The organism is Streptomyces sp. NPDC001714, assembly GCF_042892755.1.
In the GTDB taxonomy this organism is placed as follows: domain Bacteria; phylum Actinomycetota; class Actinomycetes; order Streptomycetales; family Streptomycetaceae; genus Streptomyces.
Genome location: NZ_JBIAUL010000007.1, coordinates 296,301 through 310,694, shown reverse-complemented (window position 1 = coordinate 310,694; position 14,394 = coordinate 296,301). Strand labels below are relative to the sequence as shown.

Annotated in this window: 14 protein-coding genes; 10 read left to right on the top strand and 4 right to left on the bottom strand. The window is 72.3% G+C overall.

Features of this window, described 5'->3' with window-relative positions:
* Nucleotides 1–3 precede the first annotated feature (3 nt).
* Genes ACFY0P_RS20700 through ACFY0P_RS20690 form a run of 3 tightly spaced genes read left to right on the top strand, consistent with a single transcriptional unit; the run spans nt 4 to nt 3,326 of the window.
* Entirely contained in the window at nt 4–1,428 is a 1,425-nt protein-coding gene (locus ACFY0P_RS20700; protein WP_388914818.1) for a sugar porter family MFS transporter, read from the top strand.
* Nucleotides 1,429–1,446: 18 nt separating this feature from the next.
* Entirely contained in the window at nt 1,447–2,463 is a 1,017-nt protein-coding gene (locus ACFY0P_RS20695; protein ID WP_388914815.1) for a Gfo/Idh/MocA family oxidoreductase, read from the top strand.
* Complete coding sequence (locus ACFY0P_RS20690; protein WP_388914812.1) at nt 2,460–3,326, top strand: sugar phosphate isomerase/epimerase family protein; 867 nt, start codon at nt 2,460–2,462, stop codon at nt 3,324–3,326. The genes ACFY0P_RS20695 and ACFY0P_RS20690 overlap by 4 nt, the downstream gene beginning before the upstream one ends.
* A gap of 120 nt (nt 3,327–3,446) precedes the next feature.
* Here the strand turns inward: ACFY0P_RS20690 and ACFY0P_RS20685 are convergent, their stop codons facing one another.
* Nucleotides 3,447–5,441: a BTAD domain-containing putative transcriptional regulator gene (locus ACFY0P_RS20685; RefSeq protein WP_388914809.1), complete on the bottom strand. Its 1,995-nt coding sequence runs from the start codon at nt 5,439–5,441 to the stop codon at nt 3,447–3,449.
* Between the two features lie 57 nt (nt 5,442–5,498).
* On the opposite strand from ACFY0P_RS20685, the gene ACFY0P_RS20680 reads away from it, so the two are divergent.
* Nucleotides 5,499–6,377: an alpha/beta fold hydrolase gene (locus tag ACFY0P_RS20680; protein WP_388914806.1), complete on the top strand. Its 879-nt coding sequence runs from the start codon at nt 5,499–5,501 to the stop codon at nt 6,375–6,377.
* A 61-nt stretch (nt 6,378–6,438) separates the two neighbouring features.
* Here the strand turns inward: ACFY0P_RS20680 and ACFY0P_RS20675 are convergent, their stop codons facing one another.
* Nucleotides 6,439–6,876: a DUF6299 family protein gene (locus ACFY0P_RS20675; protein WP_388914803.1), complete on the bottom strand. Its 438-nt coding sequence runs from the start codon at nt 6,874–6,876 to the stop codon at nt 6,439–6,441.
* 271 nt (nt 6,877–7,147) lie between these two features.
* On the opposite strand from ACFY0P_RS20675, the gene ACFY0P_RS20670 reads away from it, so the two are divergent.
* The 6 genes from ACFY0P_RS20670 (at nt 7,148) to ACFY0P_RS20645 (ending at nt 11,826) form a co-directional block, all read left to right on the top strand.
* On the top strand, nt 7,148–7,342 hold the full coding sequence (locus ACFY0P_RS20670; protein ID WP_388914800.1) for a DUF5999 family protein: 195 nt from the start codon (nt 7,148–7,150) through the stop codon (nt 7,340–7,342).
* Nucleotides 7,343–7,448: 106 nt separating this feature from the next.
* A complete protein-coding gene (locus ACFY0P_RS20665) occupies nt 7,449–8,261 on the top strand; it encodes a PaaX family transcriptional regulator C-terminal domain-containing protein (protein ID WP_388914798.1) in 813 nt (270 codons plus the stop codon).
* 202 nt (nt 8,262–8,463) lie between these two features.
* On the top strand, nt 8,464–9,018 hold the full coding sequence (gene cysC / locus ACFY0P_RS20660) for an adenylyl-sulfate kinase (protein WP_388914795.1): 555 nt from the start codon (nt 8,464–8,466) through the stop codon (nt 9,016–9,018).
* Nucleotides 9,015–9,917, top strand: a complete 903-nt coding sequence (gene cysD, locus ACFY0P_RS20655; protein ID WP_388914792.1) for a sulfate adenylyltransferase subunit CysD — start codon at nt 9,015–9,017, stop codon at nt 9,915–9,917. The genes cysC and cysD overlap by 4 nt, the downstream gene beginning before the upstream one ends.
* 2 nt (nt 9,918–9,919) lie before the next feature.
* Nucleotides 9,920–11,134 carry a sulfate adenylyltransferase subunit 1 gene (locus tag ACFY0P_RS20650; protein ID WP_388914789.1) on the top strand — a complete coding sequence of 405 codons (1,215 nt, stop codon included), beginning with the start codon at nt 9,920–9,922 and terminating at the stop codon, nt 11,132–11,134.
* Nucleotides 11,135–11,376: 242 nt separating this feature from the next.
* Complete coding sequence (locus ACFY0P_RS20645; RefSeq protein WP_388914786.1) at nt 11,377–11,826, top strand: ATP-binding protein; 450 nt, start codon at nt 11,377–11,379, stop codon at nt 11,824–11,826.
* Here the strand turns inward: ACFY0P_RS20645 and ACFY0P_RS20640 are convergent.
* Both ACFY0P_RS20640 and argF read right to left on the bottom strand, forming a co-directional pair.
* Entirely contained in the window at nt 11,786–13,222 is a 1,437-nt protein-coding gene (locus ACFY0P_RS20640; protein ID WP_388914783.1) for an amino acid permease, read from the bottom strand. The two genes, ACFY0P_RS20645 and ACFY0P_RS20640, sit on opposite strands and share 41 nt — an antisense overlap.
* A gap of 116 nt (nt 13,223–13,338) precedes the next feature.
* The gene (gene argF / locus ACFY0P_RS20635) at nt 13,339–14,346 is read right to left on the bottom strand and encodes an ornithine carbamoyltransferase (protein WP_388914780.1); all 1,008 of its coding nucleotides are present in this window, start codon (nt 14,344–14,346) and stop codon (nt 13,339–13,341) included.
* Nucleotides 14,347–14,394 lie beyond the last annotated feature (48 nt).

Genomic DNA, 14,394 nt, shown 5'->3' with positions numbered 1-14,394 from the left:
CGCATGAACGTCAGGGACGACACGCTCCAGGCCACCGCCCCCGTCACCGACCGGCCCTCCCCTGCGGCCTCCCGTCGGCTGCGGATCATCACGGTCATCGCCACCTTCGGCGGACTGCTCTTCGGCTACGACACCGGCGTCATCAACGGTGCCCTGCCCTACATGAGCAAGGACCTCGGGCTGAACTCGGTCACCGAGGGCATGGTCACCAGCTCGCTGCTGCTGGGTGCCGCACTCGGCGCGGTGGCCGGCGGCCGGGTGTCGGACGCGCGGGGCCGCCGCCGTACGATCCTCACCCTCGCGGTGCTGTTCTTCGTCGGCGCGCTGGGTGCCACCCTCGCCCCGACCACCGCGTTCATGATCGTGGCCCGCTTCGTGCTGGGCCTCGCGGTCGGTGGCGCGTCGGTGACCGTGCCGGTCTACCTCGCGGAGATCTCGCCCGCCGAGCGGCGCGGTGCGCTGGTCACCCGCAACGAGCTGATGATCGTCAGCGGGCAGCTGCTGGCCTTCACCTCCAACGCCGTCATCGCGAACGTCGGGAGCGAGAGCGGTGGCATCTGGCGCTGGATGCTGGTGATCGCCACCGTCCCGGCCGTGGTGCTGTGGTTCGGCATGCTGGTCATGCCGGAGAGCCCCCGCTGGCTGGCGTCCAGGACGCGGTTCAGCGAGGCGCTGGAGGTGCTGAAGCAGGTGCGGTCCGCGCAGCGCGCCGAGGCCGAGCTCGCCGAGGTGTCCGCGCTCGCCGTGAAGGAGGAGCAGGAGAAGCTCGGCGGCTGGCAGGACATGAAGGCCACGCCGTGGCTGCGCAGGCTGATGTTCGTGGGCTTCGGCATCGCGATCGTGCAGCAGATCACCGGCGTCAACACGATCATGTACTACGGCACCCAGATCCTCTCGGACGCCGGCTTCGCCTCGGACACCGCGCTGACCGCGAACATCGCCAACGGCGTGATCTCGGTCCTGGCCACCTTCGTCGGCATCTGGCTCCTCGGGCGCGTCAACCGCCGCCCCATGCTGATGACCGGCCAGATCGGCACCACCCTCGCCCTGCTGTTCATCGGCGTCTTCTCCCTGGTGCTGCCCGCCGGGGACGGCCGGGCCTACGCCGTGCTCGCCATGACCGTCACCTTCCTCGCCTTCCAGCAGGGCGCGATCTCCCCGGTGACCTGGCTGATGCTGTCGGAGATCTTCCCGATGCGGATGCGCGGCTTCGGGATGGGTGTGGCGGCCGTGGTGCTGTGGCTGACCAACTTCGTGATCGGCCTGGTCTTCCCGTCCCTGGTCTCCGCCATCGGGATCTCCAGCACCTTCTTCCTCTTCGTCGTGGCGGGGATCGTCTCGCTCACCTTCGTGAAGCTCTACGTCCCCGAGACCAAGGGCCGCACCCTCGAAACCCTCGAAGCCGAACTCCGGGCGCGCTTCTCCTGACCCCCTGAAGGGACGACCATGACCGTACGTGTAGGCGTCATCGGCGCCGGCTGGATCGGCAACGAGCACATCCAGCGCCTCACCCACACCGTCACCGGAGCCCGTGTCACCGCGGTCACCGACATCGACCCGGCCCGCGCCGCCGAGGCCGCGGAGCCGGTCGGCGCCCGGGTACTGCCCGACGGGGCCGCCGTGGTCGCGGCGGACGACGTGGACGCGGTACTCGTCACCTCCTGGGGCCCCACCCACGCCGAGCACGTGCTGAACGCGATCGCCGCCGGGAAGCCGGTGTTCTGCGAGAAGCCGCTGGCCACCACCGCCGAGGACTGCCTGCGCATCGTCGAGGCCGAGCAGGCGCACGGCCGCCGCCTGGTCCAGGTCGGCTTCATGCGCCGCTACGACGCCGGCTACCGGCAGCTGAAGTCGGTCATCGACTCGGGGAAGATCGGCGCGCCGCTGATCGTGCACTGCGCCCACCGCAACCCGACCGTCCCGGAGTCGTACACGTCCGCGATGGCCGCGCTGGACACGGCGGTGCACGAGGTCGACGTACTGCGCTGGCTCCTCGACGACGAGATCGTCTCCACCCAGGTGATCACCCCGCGCGCCACGAGCAAGCGGTTCGAGCACCTCAAGGACCCGCAGCTCATGCTCTTCGAGACCGCCAAGGGCGTCCGCATCGACCTGGAGGTCTTCGTCAACTGCCAGTACGGCTACGACATCCAGTGCGAGGCGGTGGGCGAGGAGGGCCTGGTCCGGCTGCCCGACCCGGCCGCGGTCGGCGTCCGCACCGCAGGACAGCACAGCACCGAGGTCCTCACGGACTGGGTGGGCCGCTTCCGGGACGCCTTCGACACCGAGTTCCGCGAGTGGATCGCCAACCTGGCGGCGGGCGAGGCGCCCACCGGTCCGTCCGCGTGGGACGGCTACGCCGCCACCGTCATCACCGCCGCGACCGTCGAGGCCCTGGAGTCGGGCACCGTCGTCGCCACCGACCTCAAGCCCCGCCCGGCGTTCTACGGAGGCACCGCGTGAAGATCGCCCTCGACCCCTACATGTTCCGCGCCCTGCCGATCGACGACATGGTGCGCACGGTGGCCGAACTCGGCTACGAGTACATCGAGTTGTCGCCGCGCGACGACTTCATGCCGTTCTTCCGGCACCCGCGCGCGGACGACGGCCGCATCGCGGAGCTGAAGAACTCGCTGCGCACGCACGGCGTCCAGCTCTCCTCCGTCCTCCCGCTGTACAAGTGGTCGTCCCCGGACGAGACGGAGCGGCAGGCGGCCGTCCGCTACTGGAAGCGGATGATCGAGATCACGGCGGATCTCGGATGCACCCTGATGAACAGCGAGTTCAACGGCCGTCCGGAGCGGGCGGCGGAGAGCGAGGCGGCCTTCTGGCGCTCGCTGGAGGAGCTCCTCCCCCTCTTCGAGCGCGAGGGCATCGCCCTGAACCTGGAGGCCCACCCGGACGACTTCTGCGAGGAGAACACCCCCGCGGTCGACCTGGTCCGCGCGATCAACAAGCCGTGGGTGAACTACCTGTACTGCGCCCCGCACTCCTTCCACCTCTCCGGCGCCGACCCCACGGCCGACATCGCGGCGATGATGCGCTACGCCGGCGACAAGCTCCAGCACGTGCACATCGCGGACTCCTTCAACCACAAGGGCTCCAGCGGACTGCGCTACATCCTCAACCCGCCCGGCACCGCGGCCCGCATCCACCAGCACCTGGACGTCGGCCAGGGCGAGGTCGACTGGGAGGCGTTCTTCGGCACCCTGCGCGAGCTGGACTTCGACGGTGTCGCCACCGCCTGCGTCTTCGCCTGGGAGGAACGGGCCCGCGAGTCCTCGGCGTTCATGCTGGACCGCATCAAGAAGGAGCTGGCGGCATAGCACTGCGCTGGGAGGGCCGGGACATGCCGTCAGTCGACTGCGGCGTCGTCGTGGCTGGTCGCGCAGTTCCTCCCCCAGCCTTCGGCCGGGGGTACCCCCAGCGCCCCTTCGGGGCGCTGCTCAGCCGAGGGCGTCTCCGATCAACGTCAGCCAGTCGTCGACCGGGCCGGCCGTCAGCAAGCCGCTGCCCGCGCCGGCGAGTTGGCCGGCGGCCGGGCGGAGTGCCGTCAGGCAGCGGCGCAGGGTCGGGCGGTCGCCGAGTTCCAGGGCAGCGGCCGCCGCGACGCACCACAGTGCCTCCTGCACGAGGTCGGCAGGAGGCTCGGGCAGCTCGCGAAGCGCATCGCGGGCCGCCCCTTCGTCGTCGGCGGCGAGGGCGAGCGCGGGGCGGATCCAAAGGAGGTACGGCCCCCAGTCGGCGCCCGGGTCTACGGCGTCCCTGATGCCGTACGGCCGTCCTGCCAGCCGGGCGCAGAGCAGCGCGAGGGGCAGCAGCCCGTCGCGCACCCCGGGCATGCCGGGTCCCTCCAGCAGCCGATCGACCTCGCGATAGGCGGCCTCGACGGCACCGGCCCCTCCCCCGCCGCGCCCGTTCTCACCCGTCGCCGCCAGGCGCAGCGCCCGGTACCCCTCCGTGAACACCCGGACCAGCGGCAGTTCATGACGGTCGGCCAGCCGGTCGGCCTCCGCCGCGTGGTCGTCGGCCGTGGTGAAGTCGGCGAGGGCGGCCCGCGCCTGGACCCTGATCAGGTGGCCCAGCACCTCGTAGGTGACCAGGCCGTGCCGGACGGCGAGGGCGACCAGTTCGGTGCCGACGGCGTCACGGCGCGGGGCGAGGCCGGCCCGGGTGCAGGACTGCATGAAGACGCCGTTGAGGGCGAAGGCGAGCAGCGCCGGGTCGTCCAGGCGGCGGGCGAGGCGCTCGGCCTCGGCGGCGGCCGCCACGGCGCGGCCGGACCCGGTGCCGCGTGACTCCAGGGCGACGGTGGCGAGCAGCCTGCAGCGGGCCGCGTCCTGGGCCGGGGTGGCGGCGAGGCGGGCGAGCGCCCGTTCGGCGGCCCGGACGATGCGGGCGGCGCCCGTCTCGTCGTCGGACCGGGTCCAGATCGCCGGGACGTCGTAGGCGCCGATGACCCGGGCGGTGAGTTCCGGGTCGCCGGACTCCTCGGCCGCGGTGATCGCCGCGAGCCGGTGTTCGCGGGCGGCGGCCAGCCCGCCGGAGCCGGTCACCGCGAGGGTGCGCAGCAGTCCGACGGTCGATTCGAGCCGGACCCGGGCACCGGCGGCGACGGTACGGTCGTAGGCCTCGGCCGCCCGGGACCAGACCCGGGCCGCGGCGGCCTCCCGGGCGGCGGGGGCGTCCAGCCCGGGGTCCTGGGCGAGCACGTCGGCCTCCAGTCGGCGCAGCGCCCGGCCCGGGTCGAGACCCAGCCGGCCGGCGAGGGTGGCGCGGGCCCGGCGCAGCACCGCGAGGGCGTCGCCCTGGCGGCCGGTCCGGTAGAGGGCGAGCGCCAGCAGCCGCCAGGCCTCCTCGCGCCACGGGTGCCCGGTGAGGTGCGCGTCCAGATCGGGCACCGCCTCGGCCGCCCGGTCCGCCGCCAGCAGCGCCTCGGCCCGCTGCTCCACGGCCCGTAGCCGCAGCTCGGCGAGCCGGCCGCGCTCGCCCCCGCACCACTGCTCGTCCGCGAACTCGGCGTAGGCGGGCCCCCGCCACAGCTCCAGCGCCTCCCGCAGCAGCTGCGCGGCCCGCGCGGGCTCCTGCTGCGCGGCGGTCTCCACGGCCTGCTCGAACCGCCAGGCGTCGACCGTCTCCGCGCGCAGCGCGTAGCCGGGGCCGTCGGTGACCAGCAACCGGGCCGGGGTGCGGGGCGGCCGGCCGGGTTCGAGGGCCCGCCGCAGATCGCCCACGAAGGTGCGGACGGTGCCGACGGCGCTGGGCGGCGGCTCCTCCCAGAGGTCGGCGACCAGCCGGGCGACGGGCACCACGCGCCTGCGGGCGACGAGCAGCCGGGCCAGTACGGCGCGGTGCCGGGGGCCCTTCAGGGCGAGCGGGAGGCCGGCGCGCTCGGCCGTCACGGGTCCGAGCACCCCGAAGGCGACCTGGTCGTTCCTCACCCGCCCACCGTACGTGCTGCTGATCGGCTGCTGATCCGGGCGCGGGAGCCTCGGCGCATGAACATGAACATCCCCGGTTTTCGGCAGCACCGCGTCCCGGTCGCGGACGGTGTCGCCCTGCACGCGGCCGTCGGCGGCGCCGGCAGCCCGGTCGTCCTGCTGCACGGTTTCCCCCAGACCCACCTGATGTGGCGGCACGTGGCCGCCGCCCTCGCGGACGGGCACACGGTGATCTGTCCCGACCTGCGCGGCTACGGCGCCAGCGACAAGCCGGCCGACGACGGCGGGACGTCGTACGCGAAGCGGACCATGGCCGCCGACGTCGTGGCGCTCGCCCGGGCCCTCGGCCACGAGCGCTTCGCACTGGCCGGGCACGACCGGGGCGCGCTGGTCGCCTTCCGGGCCGGGCTCGACCACCCGGACGCGGTCACGCACCTGGCGCTGCTGGACGTGCTGCCCACCCTGGACATGTGGGAGGTGCTGCACGGCGCCACGGCCGCCGTCGCGTTCCATCTGTACCTGATGGCGCAACCGCCCGGTCTGCCGGAAGAGCTGATCGGCGCGGCCCCGGATCTGTTCTTCGGCCACTTCCTCGACCTGTGGACCCGCGCCCCCGGGGCGATCCCCGGCGACGTCCGCGCGGCCTATCTCGCGGCCTGCCGGGCGGCGGTGCCCTCGATCGTGGCCGACTACCGGGCCTCGGCCGGCGTCGACACCGAGCACGACCGGGCCGACCGGGCCGCCGGGAACCTGCTGCGCATGCCGGTCACCGTCCTCCAGCAGGACTGGGGCGCCGCCCTCGGCTACGACGCGGCCGCGCTGTGGCGGGCCTGGGCACCGGATCTGGATCACCGCACGGTGGACTGCGGGCACTTCATGGCGGAGGAGGCGCCGGACGAGGTGAGCTCGGCGCTGCGGAAGCTGCTGAGTCGCTGACGGATGCGGGGCGGCCGGAGGCCCGGCTCCCCTGAGGTGCCGGACCACCAGGAGTGGCGGCTCAGGCCTTGGTGAGGGTGATGTCCTGCTCACCGGTGGCGTGGAAGGACGGCAGCGGCAGGCCGCCCGTGTTGCGCAGTTCCATGATCGTGGCCTCGACGTGGGCCGCGCCGGGCTTCAGCTTCTCCGAGACGACCGTGCCGGTGTTCTTCCAGTGGTGCTCGGCGCCGTCGCACACGGCCTGGGTGCCGCCGATGCCGTGCCGGTAGTTCGGGGAGCCCTGGCTGAGGGAGGAGCTGATGAACACCGGTCCGGTTGCATCGGTGCAGGTGTAGGTGCCGGAGAGGGTGACGGTGCCGTCGGCGGCGAGACGGCCGGTGGCGTCGACCTTGACGGACTCGGCGGGGGCGGCGGTCGGGGCGGCGGTCGCGGGGGCGACGGCGGCGCACAGCAGGGCGGCGGAACCGAGGGCCGCGGCGAGGGCGGGGCGTAGGGGCATGGCTTCCTTCCCGGAACGTGAGGGGGGGCACGCCCTGGATACCGGGCGGCCGGGCCCGCGAGCGTGACCGTCACTCCTTCGGTGGCGCGTCCCGCCGCGCCTCGGCCCCCGGGCGTGTCCCGGAGCCGCGGCGGCCGTCCTGGCGGCGTCCGGGAGTTGTCCGCGTGTTGTCACAGGTCGCCGCGGGAGGTTCCCCGGCGTTCACGGCAGGAGCATGGTCTGGTCATGCCGGTCGGCGACCGTGCCGGAGGCAGACCCGTGGAGGTGCGCCATGTGTTCCCACCAGTCCCCGAGCGCGACGGCCGACTGCGGCCTGGCGCACATCGTCGTCGCCCACCCCGAGCAGGGCTGGACCCTGCTGTGCGACGGGGCGATCGTCTTCGACGACACGGGCGAGCTGCACGCCGACGGCAGCGTGGTCCCGCCGCACCGCGGCCCGGCCGAGCGCCTCGCCGTCGCCGCCTGACCCGGCCCCCGGCAGCCGGCACGGGGCCTCCGGGACGGGCCCCGGAACCCTGACTCTCATTCAGCCGTGCACCGAAGGTGACCAGCAGTGATGCCGGGGACCTAAAATGATCAACGTGCCCGAGCAACACGCCCCGAGGTCCCTCATCGTCACGCTCTACGGCGCGTACGGCCGCTTCCTGCCCGGCCCGGTGCCCGTCGCCGAGCTGATCCGGCTGCTGGCCGCCGTGGGCGTGGACGCCCCCTCCGTACGTTCGTCGGTGTCCCGGCTGAAACGGCGCGGGCTGCTGGCGCCGGCCCGTACCGCGCAGGGCGCCGCCGGGTACGAGCTCTCCGCGGATGCACGCCAGCTGCTCGACGACGGCGACCGCCGGGTCTACGCCTCCGCCCCGCCGCAGGACCAGGGCTGGGTGCTCGCGGTGTTCTCGGTGCCCGAGTCGGAACGGCAGAAGCGGCACGTGCTGCGCTCCCGGCTGGCCGGACTCGGCTTCGGCACGGCCGCGCCGGGCGTGTGGATCGCCCCGGCCCGGTTGTTCGAGGAGACCAGGCACACCCTGAGCCGGCTCGGCCTCGACCCGTACGTGGACTTCTTCCGCGGTGACCACCTCGGCTTCCAGCCCACCGTCGAGGCGGTCGCCCGCTGGTGGGACCTGACGGCGATCGCCAAGGCGCACGAGCAGTTCCTCGACGCCCACGAGCCGGTGCTGCGCGGCTGGGAGCACCGGAGTGACACCCCGCCCGAGGACGCCTACCGCGACTATCTCCGTGCCCTCGACACCTGGCGCCACCTGCCGTACACCGACCCCGGGCTGCCGACGGACCTGCTGCCCGCCGACTGGCCCGGCACCCGCTCGGCGGCCGTCTTCCGCGCCCTGCACGAGCGGCTGCGGGCGGCCGGGGGCACGTTCGTCGGCCTGTGACCGAATCCGCGCGGCCTGTGACCGGCTCTGTGAACAGGCGCCTCTTTGTGAAATGTTCATTGCACGACGTGTGACCTCTTGCGTACCAGGAGTCACTCAGCTAAACCTCAGGCTCCTTCACCACTCCTCTCAGACTTCTTACCTACCCTTCGACGGGTCGTACGCGAGTTTGACGAGTAGGTAAGGAAGAGGTCTGTTGCGCATGACCACCACGCCAAAGGCTCAGGGAGCCACGGTCTGGCTGACGGGGCTGCCGAGCGCGGGCAAGACGACGATCGCCCGCCTCCTCGGCGACCGGCTCAGGGCCGAGGGACATCGCGTGGAGGTCCTCGACGGCGACGAGATACGCCGCTTCCTCTCGGCCGGCCTCGGCTTCTCCCGGGAGGACCGCAACACCAACGTGCAGCGCATCGGCCTGGTCTCCGAGGTGCTGGCCCGCAACGGCGTGCTCTCCGTCGTCCCGGTCATCGCCCCCTACGCCGACAGCCGCGAGGCGGTCCGGGGCCGGCACGAGAAGAGCGGGACGCCGTACCTGGAGGTGCATGTGGCGACCCCCGTCGAGGTGTGCAGCGAGCGGGACGTGAAGGGCCTGTACGCCAGGCAGGCCGCGGGTCGGCTGACCGGGCTGACCGGCGTCGACGACCCGTACGAGCCATCCACCGATCCGGCGCTGGTACTCCACACCCAGGACCAGACCCCGCAGCAGTCGGCGGACGCGGTGCACGCGCTGCTGGCGGAGCGGGGGCTGCTGGCATGAGCACCTTCACGCTGTCGCACCTGGACGCGCTGGAGTCCGAGGCGGTCCACATCTTCCGCGAGGTGGCGGGCGAGTTCGAGCGGCCGGTGATCCTGTTCTCCGGCGGCAAGGACTCCATCGTCATGCTGCACCTGGCCCTGAAGGCGTTCGCGCCCGCCGCGATCCCCTTCTCACTGCTGCACGTGGACACGGGACACAACTTCCCCGAGGTCCTTGAGTACCGGGACCGTGTGGTGGCCGCACATGGGCTGCGCCTCCATGTGGCCTCCGTACAGGACTACATCGACCGAGGTGTACTGCGCGAGCGGCCCGACGGCACCCGCAACCCGCTCCAGACCGTGCCCCTGACGGAGAGGATCCAGAGCGAGCGTTTCGACGCGGTCTTCGGCGGCGGCCGACGGGACGAGGAGAAGGCGCGCGCGAAGGAGCGGGTGTTCTCGCTGCGGGACGAGTTCTCCCAGTGGGACCCGCGCCGCCAGCGCCCCGAGCTGTGGAACCTCTACAACGGGCGGCACGCCCCCGGCGAGCACGTCCGCGTCTTCCCGCTGTCCAACTGGACCGAGCTGGACGTCTGGCAGTACATCGCCCGCGAGGGGATCGAACTGCCCCGGATCTACTACGCGCACGAACGCGAGGTGTTCCAGCGGGGCGGGATGTGGCTGACCGCCGGCGAGTGGGGCGGGCCGCGGGAGAACGAGACCGTGGAGAAGCGCCAGGTCCGCTACCGGACCGTCGGTGACATGTCCTGCACGGGCGCGGTGGACTCCGACGCCGACAGCATCGAGAAGGTGATCGCCGAGATCGCCGCCTCCCGGCTCACCGAGCGCGGCGCCACGCGTGCCGACGACAAGCTCTCCGAGGCCGCGATGGAAGACCGCAAGCGCGAGGGGTACTTCTAGCCATGAGCACCAGCGCGACCATCGACACCCTGCGGTTCGCGACCGCCGGCTCGGTCGACGACGGCAAGTCCACCCTGGTCGGACGGCTCCTGCACGACTCCAAGTCGGTCCTCACCGACCAGCTGGAGGCCGTCGAGCGCGCCTCCGCCTCACGCGGCCAGGACGCACCCGACCTCGCCCTCCTCACCGACGGACTGCGCGCCGAACGCGAGCAGGGCATCACCATCGACGTGGCCTACCGCTACTTCGCCACCCCGAAGCGCCGGTTCATCCTCGCCGACACACCCGGCCACGTGCAGTACACCCGCAACATGGTCACCGGCGCCTCCACCGCCGAACTGGCGATCATCCTCGTCGACGCCCGCAACGGGGTCGTCGAGCAGACCCGGCGGCACGCCGCGATCGCCGCCCTGCTGCGCGTCCCGCACGTCGTCCTCGCCGTCAACAAGATGGACCTGGTCGGCTACGAGCGGGCCGAGTTCGAGCGGATCGTCGCCGACTTCACCGCCCAGACCGCGGAGCTGGAGCTCCCCGAGGTCACCGCGATCCCGGTCTCGGCGCTGGTGGGCGACAACGTCGTCGACCGTTCCGCGCACATGGGCTGGTACGACGGCCCGGCGCTCCTGGAGTTCCTGGAGAACGTCCCGGTGGCCGCGGACGCCGCCGACGCCCCGGCCCGCTTCCCGGTCCAGTACGTCATCCGGCACGGTGACGTCCGCCACTACGCGGGCCAGCTGGTCTCCGGCTCGCTGCGGGTCGGCGACCGGGTCACCGTCCTTCCGTCCGGGGTCACCTCCACGATCGCGGCGATCGACGTGCTCGGCGCCGGGGCCGGATCGGCCCATGCCCCGCAGTCCATCGGGGTACGCCTGGCCGACCAGCGGGACGTCTCGCGCGGCGACATGATCACCACGGGCCCGGAGGCGCCGGTGCTCACGCAGGACGTGACGGCGGCCGTGTGCCACCTGGCCGACCGGCCGCTCCGGGTCGGCGACCGGGTGCTGCTCAAGCACGCCACCCGGACCGTCAAGGCGATCGTCCGGGACCTGGGGGGCGCGGCCGAGCTGGTCGCCAACGACCTGGGCCGGATCACCCTGCGCAGCGCCGAGCCGCTGCCGCTGGACGCCTACGCGGTCTCCCGCCGTACCGGCGCGTTCATCCTGATCGACCCGGCGGACGGCGCGACGCTGACCGCGGGAATGGTGGAGTTCGGCTGATCCCTCCCCCTGCGGAAGAGCCCCCGGGAACCGGGGGCTCTTCCGTATGTGCCGCGTCACAAGGTCACGGCGCGTCAATAACGCGGTAACAGCGGAGCCGGATGTGCGAGACGGGCCCACCGGCGGGGTAAGCCACCCGTTACCGGGACGAACGTCTCGTCAGGGGGGCGCCGCCGGTGTCCGGGACGGGACCCGTACCATTCCTACAGTTGAAAGCAGGACAAGCAGTGATCGCCTGCGCCATGAACGGAATCGCCGTGTACGAACCACCTTCCGCCGCCTCCTGGCGTATCGCGCTGCCGCACACCGTCGCGGCCGTGCCGGTCGCCCGTGCCCTGGTGCGCTCGGCGATGGAGGAGGCGGACCACGCGGCCGACCCCGACACCGCCGAACTGCTCACGGCGGAACTGGTCGCCAACGCCGTGGAGCACACCGCCGGCAGGGGACCGATAGAGCTGGTCGTCGAGCTGGTGCCGGGGGGCTGCAAGGTCGAGGTGCACGACCCGGACCCGGCGCCGCCCGGGCATCTCACCCGTCCGGTGATCGAGGAGCCCGACCCCATGCAGGAGGGCGGGCGCGGCCTGCTGCTGATCCGCGCCCTCAGCTCGTCCTGCGGGCACCGCCCCACCGAGTCGGGCAAGGCGGTGTGGTTCAGGCTTCCTGCAGTACCGCGTCAGTGGCGTCCGGCGTGAGCGTCCCGGCGGCGGCCAGCGTCGAGTTCCGGCGCCCGTAGCCGAGGTAGACCAGCAGGCCCACGGCCAGGAAGACGGCGAACTGGATCCAGGTCGTCCACCCGGTCTCGTACATCAGATTGAGGCAGAAGCCGACGCCCAGCAGTGGGGCGACCGGGTAGAGCGGCACCCGGAAGGTGCGGGCGAGGGCCGGTTCGCGGCGGCGCAGGGCGATCACCGCGATGTTCACCACGGCCATGATCGCGAGGGTGCCGATGGTACACAGGTTCATCACCGCGTCCAGGGAGGCGAAGGCCGCCGGGAGCGCGAAGACGGCCGCGACGATCAGGGTGCCGGCCACCGGGGTGGCGGTCCTCGGGGAGACCTTCTCGAAGACGCGCGGGATCAGGCCGTCCCGGGACATGGACATGAGGATGCGGGTCTGGCCGTACATCACCGCGAGGACGACCGAGGCGATGGCGACGACCGCGCCGAAGGCGATCACACCGCCGCCGATCGCGGACCCGGTGACCTGGTTGACGACGTAGGAGAGGGCGGCGGGGCGGCCCGCGACCTGGTCGCCGCCGATGGCGCCGATCGCGGCCAGCGCGACCGCGCAGTACAGCAGGGTGACCACGCCCATGCAGACGAGGATCGCGACCGGGATGTCCCGACGCGGGTTCTTCGCCTCCTCGCCGGCCGTGGTGATCGCGTCGAAGCCGATGTAGGAGAAGAACGCGGCGGTGGTGCCCGCGCCGATGCCGCCGAGGCCCGCCGGGGAGAACGGCACGAGGTTGCCGTCCTTGAAGGCGCTGAAGCCGATCGCGCAGAACGCGAGCAGGATGACCAGCTTCACGGCCGCCATCGCTGCGGTGGCCCGGGCGCTCTCCCGGACCCCGCGCACCAGCAGCACGGCGGCCATCGCGATGACGATCACGGCGGGGAGGTTCACGATCCCGCCGTCGCCGGGGCCCGCGGACAGGGCGTGCGGGAGCTGGAGGCCGGTGAGGCTGCGCAGCAGTTCGTTGACGTACTGGCTCCAGCCGACCGCGACGGCCGAGATCGAGATGCCGTACTCCAGGAGCAGGCACCACCCGACCAGGAACGCGGTGGACTCGCCGAGTCCGGCGTAGGCGAAGGAGTACGACGATCCGGAGACCGGGATCGCCCCGCCCAGCTCGGCGAAGGAGAGGGCGGTGAAGACGCAGGTGACCGCGGCGAGGACGAAGGAGACGACGACGGCCGGGCCGGCCTGGGCGACCGAGTCGGAGAGGCCGACGAAGATGCCGGTGCCGACGATCGCGCCGATGCCGAAGCAGATCAGCTGGAAGAGGCCCATGGTGCGGCGGAGGCCGTGGCCCTCCCGGTCGGCGCCGGATTCGGCCACCAGGAGGTGCGGGGACTTGATGCGGGGCATGCGGGTGGTGCTCGTTTCTGGTGGTGCGGGTGCGATCCGGGGTCGGTCGCGGCGGCGGCTCCGGCAAGGGGTGGTGCCGGGCCGCCGCACAGCATAGGGGCAATGAACAGGGCTGGTCAGGCGAGCGTGGCCACCAGGACGGCCTTGATGGTGTGCATCCGGTTCTCGGCCTCGTCGAAGACGACCGAGTGCTCGGACTCGAACACCTCGTCGGTGACCTCCAGTTCGGTCAGCCCGTGCCGCTCGTAGATCTCGCGGCCGACGACGGTACCGAGGTCGTGGAAGGCCGGCAGGCAGTGCAGGAACTTGACGTCGGCGTTGCCGGTGGCGCGCAGCACGTCCATGGTGACGGCGTAGGGCCCGAGCAGCGCGATGCGCTCGTCCCAGACCTCCTTGGGCTCGCCCATGGACACCCAGACGTCGGTGGCGACGAAGTCGGTGTCGCGCACGCCGTCCTTCACGTTCTCGGTGAGCGTGATCCGGGCGCCGGACGCGCCGGCCAGCTGCTGGGCCAGCTCGACGATGGTGTCGTCCGGCCACAGCAGCCGGGGCGCGACGATCCGGACGTCCATGCCGAGCAGGGCGCCGGTGACGAGGTAGGAGTTGCCCATGTTGTAGCGGGCGTCACCGAGGTAGGCGAAGGCGATGTCGGTGAGCGGCTTGTCGCTGTGCTCGGTCATGGTGAGCACGTCGGCGAGCATCTGGGTGGGGTGCCACTCGTCGGTGAGGCCGTTGTAGACGGGCACTCCGGCGAAGGCGGCCAGCTCCTCGACGACGCCCTGGCCGTGCCCGCGGTACTCGATCGCGTCGTACATGCGGCCGAGGACCCGGGCGGTGTCCTTCACCGACTCCTTGTGCCCGAGCTGCGAGCCGGCCGGGTCGAGGTAGGTGGTGGCGGCGCCCTGGTCGGCGGCGGCGACCTCGAACGCGCAGCGGGTGCGGGTGGAGGTTTTCTCGAAGACCAGCGCGATGTTCTTCCCGCGCAGGTACTGCGTCTCGGTCCCGGCCTTCTTGGCCGCCTTCAGCTCGGCGGCCAGCTCGACCAGCCCGCGGAACTCCTCCTGGGTGAAGTCCAGCTCCTTGAGGAAGTGGCGGCCGGCGAGGGCGGTCGGGACAGTCGCCATGGGGGCGCTCCAGCGGTTGGGGTCGACTTCGGGGACCTTGGAAGTCTA

Bases quoted from the DNA above. Each gene is read 5' to 3' on its own strand.
- cysC (WP_388914795.1), top strand. From the start codon at position 8,464: ATGACCACCACGCCAAAGGCTCAGGGAGCCACGGTCTGGCTGACGGGG.
- ACFY0P_RS20650 (WP_388914789.1), top strand. From the start codon at position 9,920: ATGAGCACCAGCGCGACCATCGACACCCTGCGGTTCGCGACCGCCGGC.
- ACFY0P_RS20700 (WP_388914818.1), top strand. From the start codon at position 4: ATGAACGTCAGGGACGACACGCTCCAGGCCACCGCCCCCGTCACCGAC.
- ACFY0P_RS20645 (WP_388914786.1), top strand. From the start codon at position 11,377: ATGAACGGAATCGCCGTGTACGAACCACCTTCCGCCGCCTCCTGGCGT.
- ACFY0P_RS20665 (WP_388914798.1), top strand. From the start codon at position 7,449: ATGATCAACGTGCCCGAGCAACACGCCCCGAGGTCCCTCATCGTCACG.
- ACFY0P_RS20670 (WP_388914800.1), top strand. From the start codon at position 7,148: ATGTGTTCCCACCAGTCCCCGAGCGCGACGGCCGACTGCGGCCTGGCG.
- ACFY0P_RS20675 (WP_388914803.1), bottom strand. From the start codon at position 6,876: ATGCCCCTACGCCCCGCCCTCGCCGCGGCCCTCGGTTCCGCCGCCCTG.
- argF (WP_388914780.1), bottom strand. From the start codon at position 14,346: ATGGCGACTGTCCCGACCGCCCTCGCCGGCCGCCACTTCCTCAAGGAG.
- ACFY0P_RS20640 (WP_388914783.1), bottom strand. From the start codon at position 13,222: ATGCCCCGCATCAAGTCCCCGCACCTCCTGGTGGCCGAATCCGGCGCC.
- cysD (WP_388914792.1), top strand. From the start codon at position 9,015: ATGAGCACCTTCACGCTGTCGCACCTGGACGCGCTGGAGTCCGAGGCG.
- ACFY0P_RS20695 (WP_388914815.1), top strand. From the start codon at position 1,447: ATGACCGTACGTGTAGGCGTCATCGGCGCCGGCTGGATCGGCAACGAG.
- ACFY0P_RS20680 (WP_388914806.1), top strand. From the start codon at position 5,499: ATGAACATGAACATCCCCGGTTTTCGGCAGCACCGCGTCCCGGTCGCG.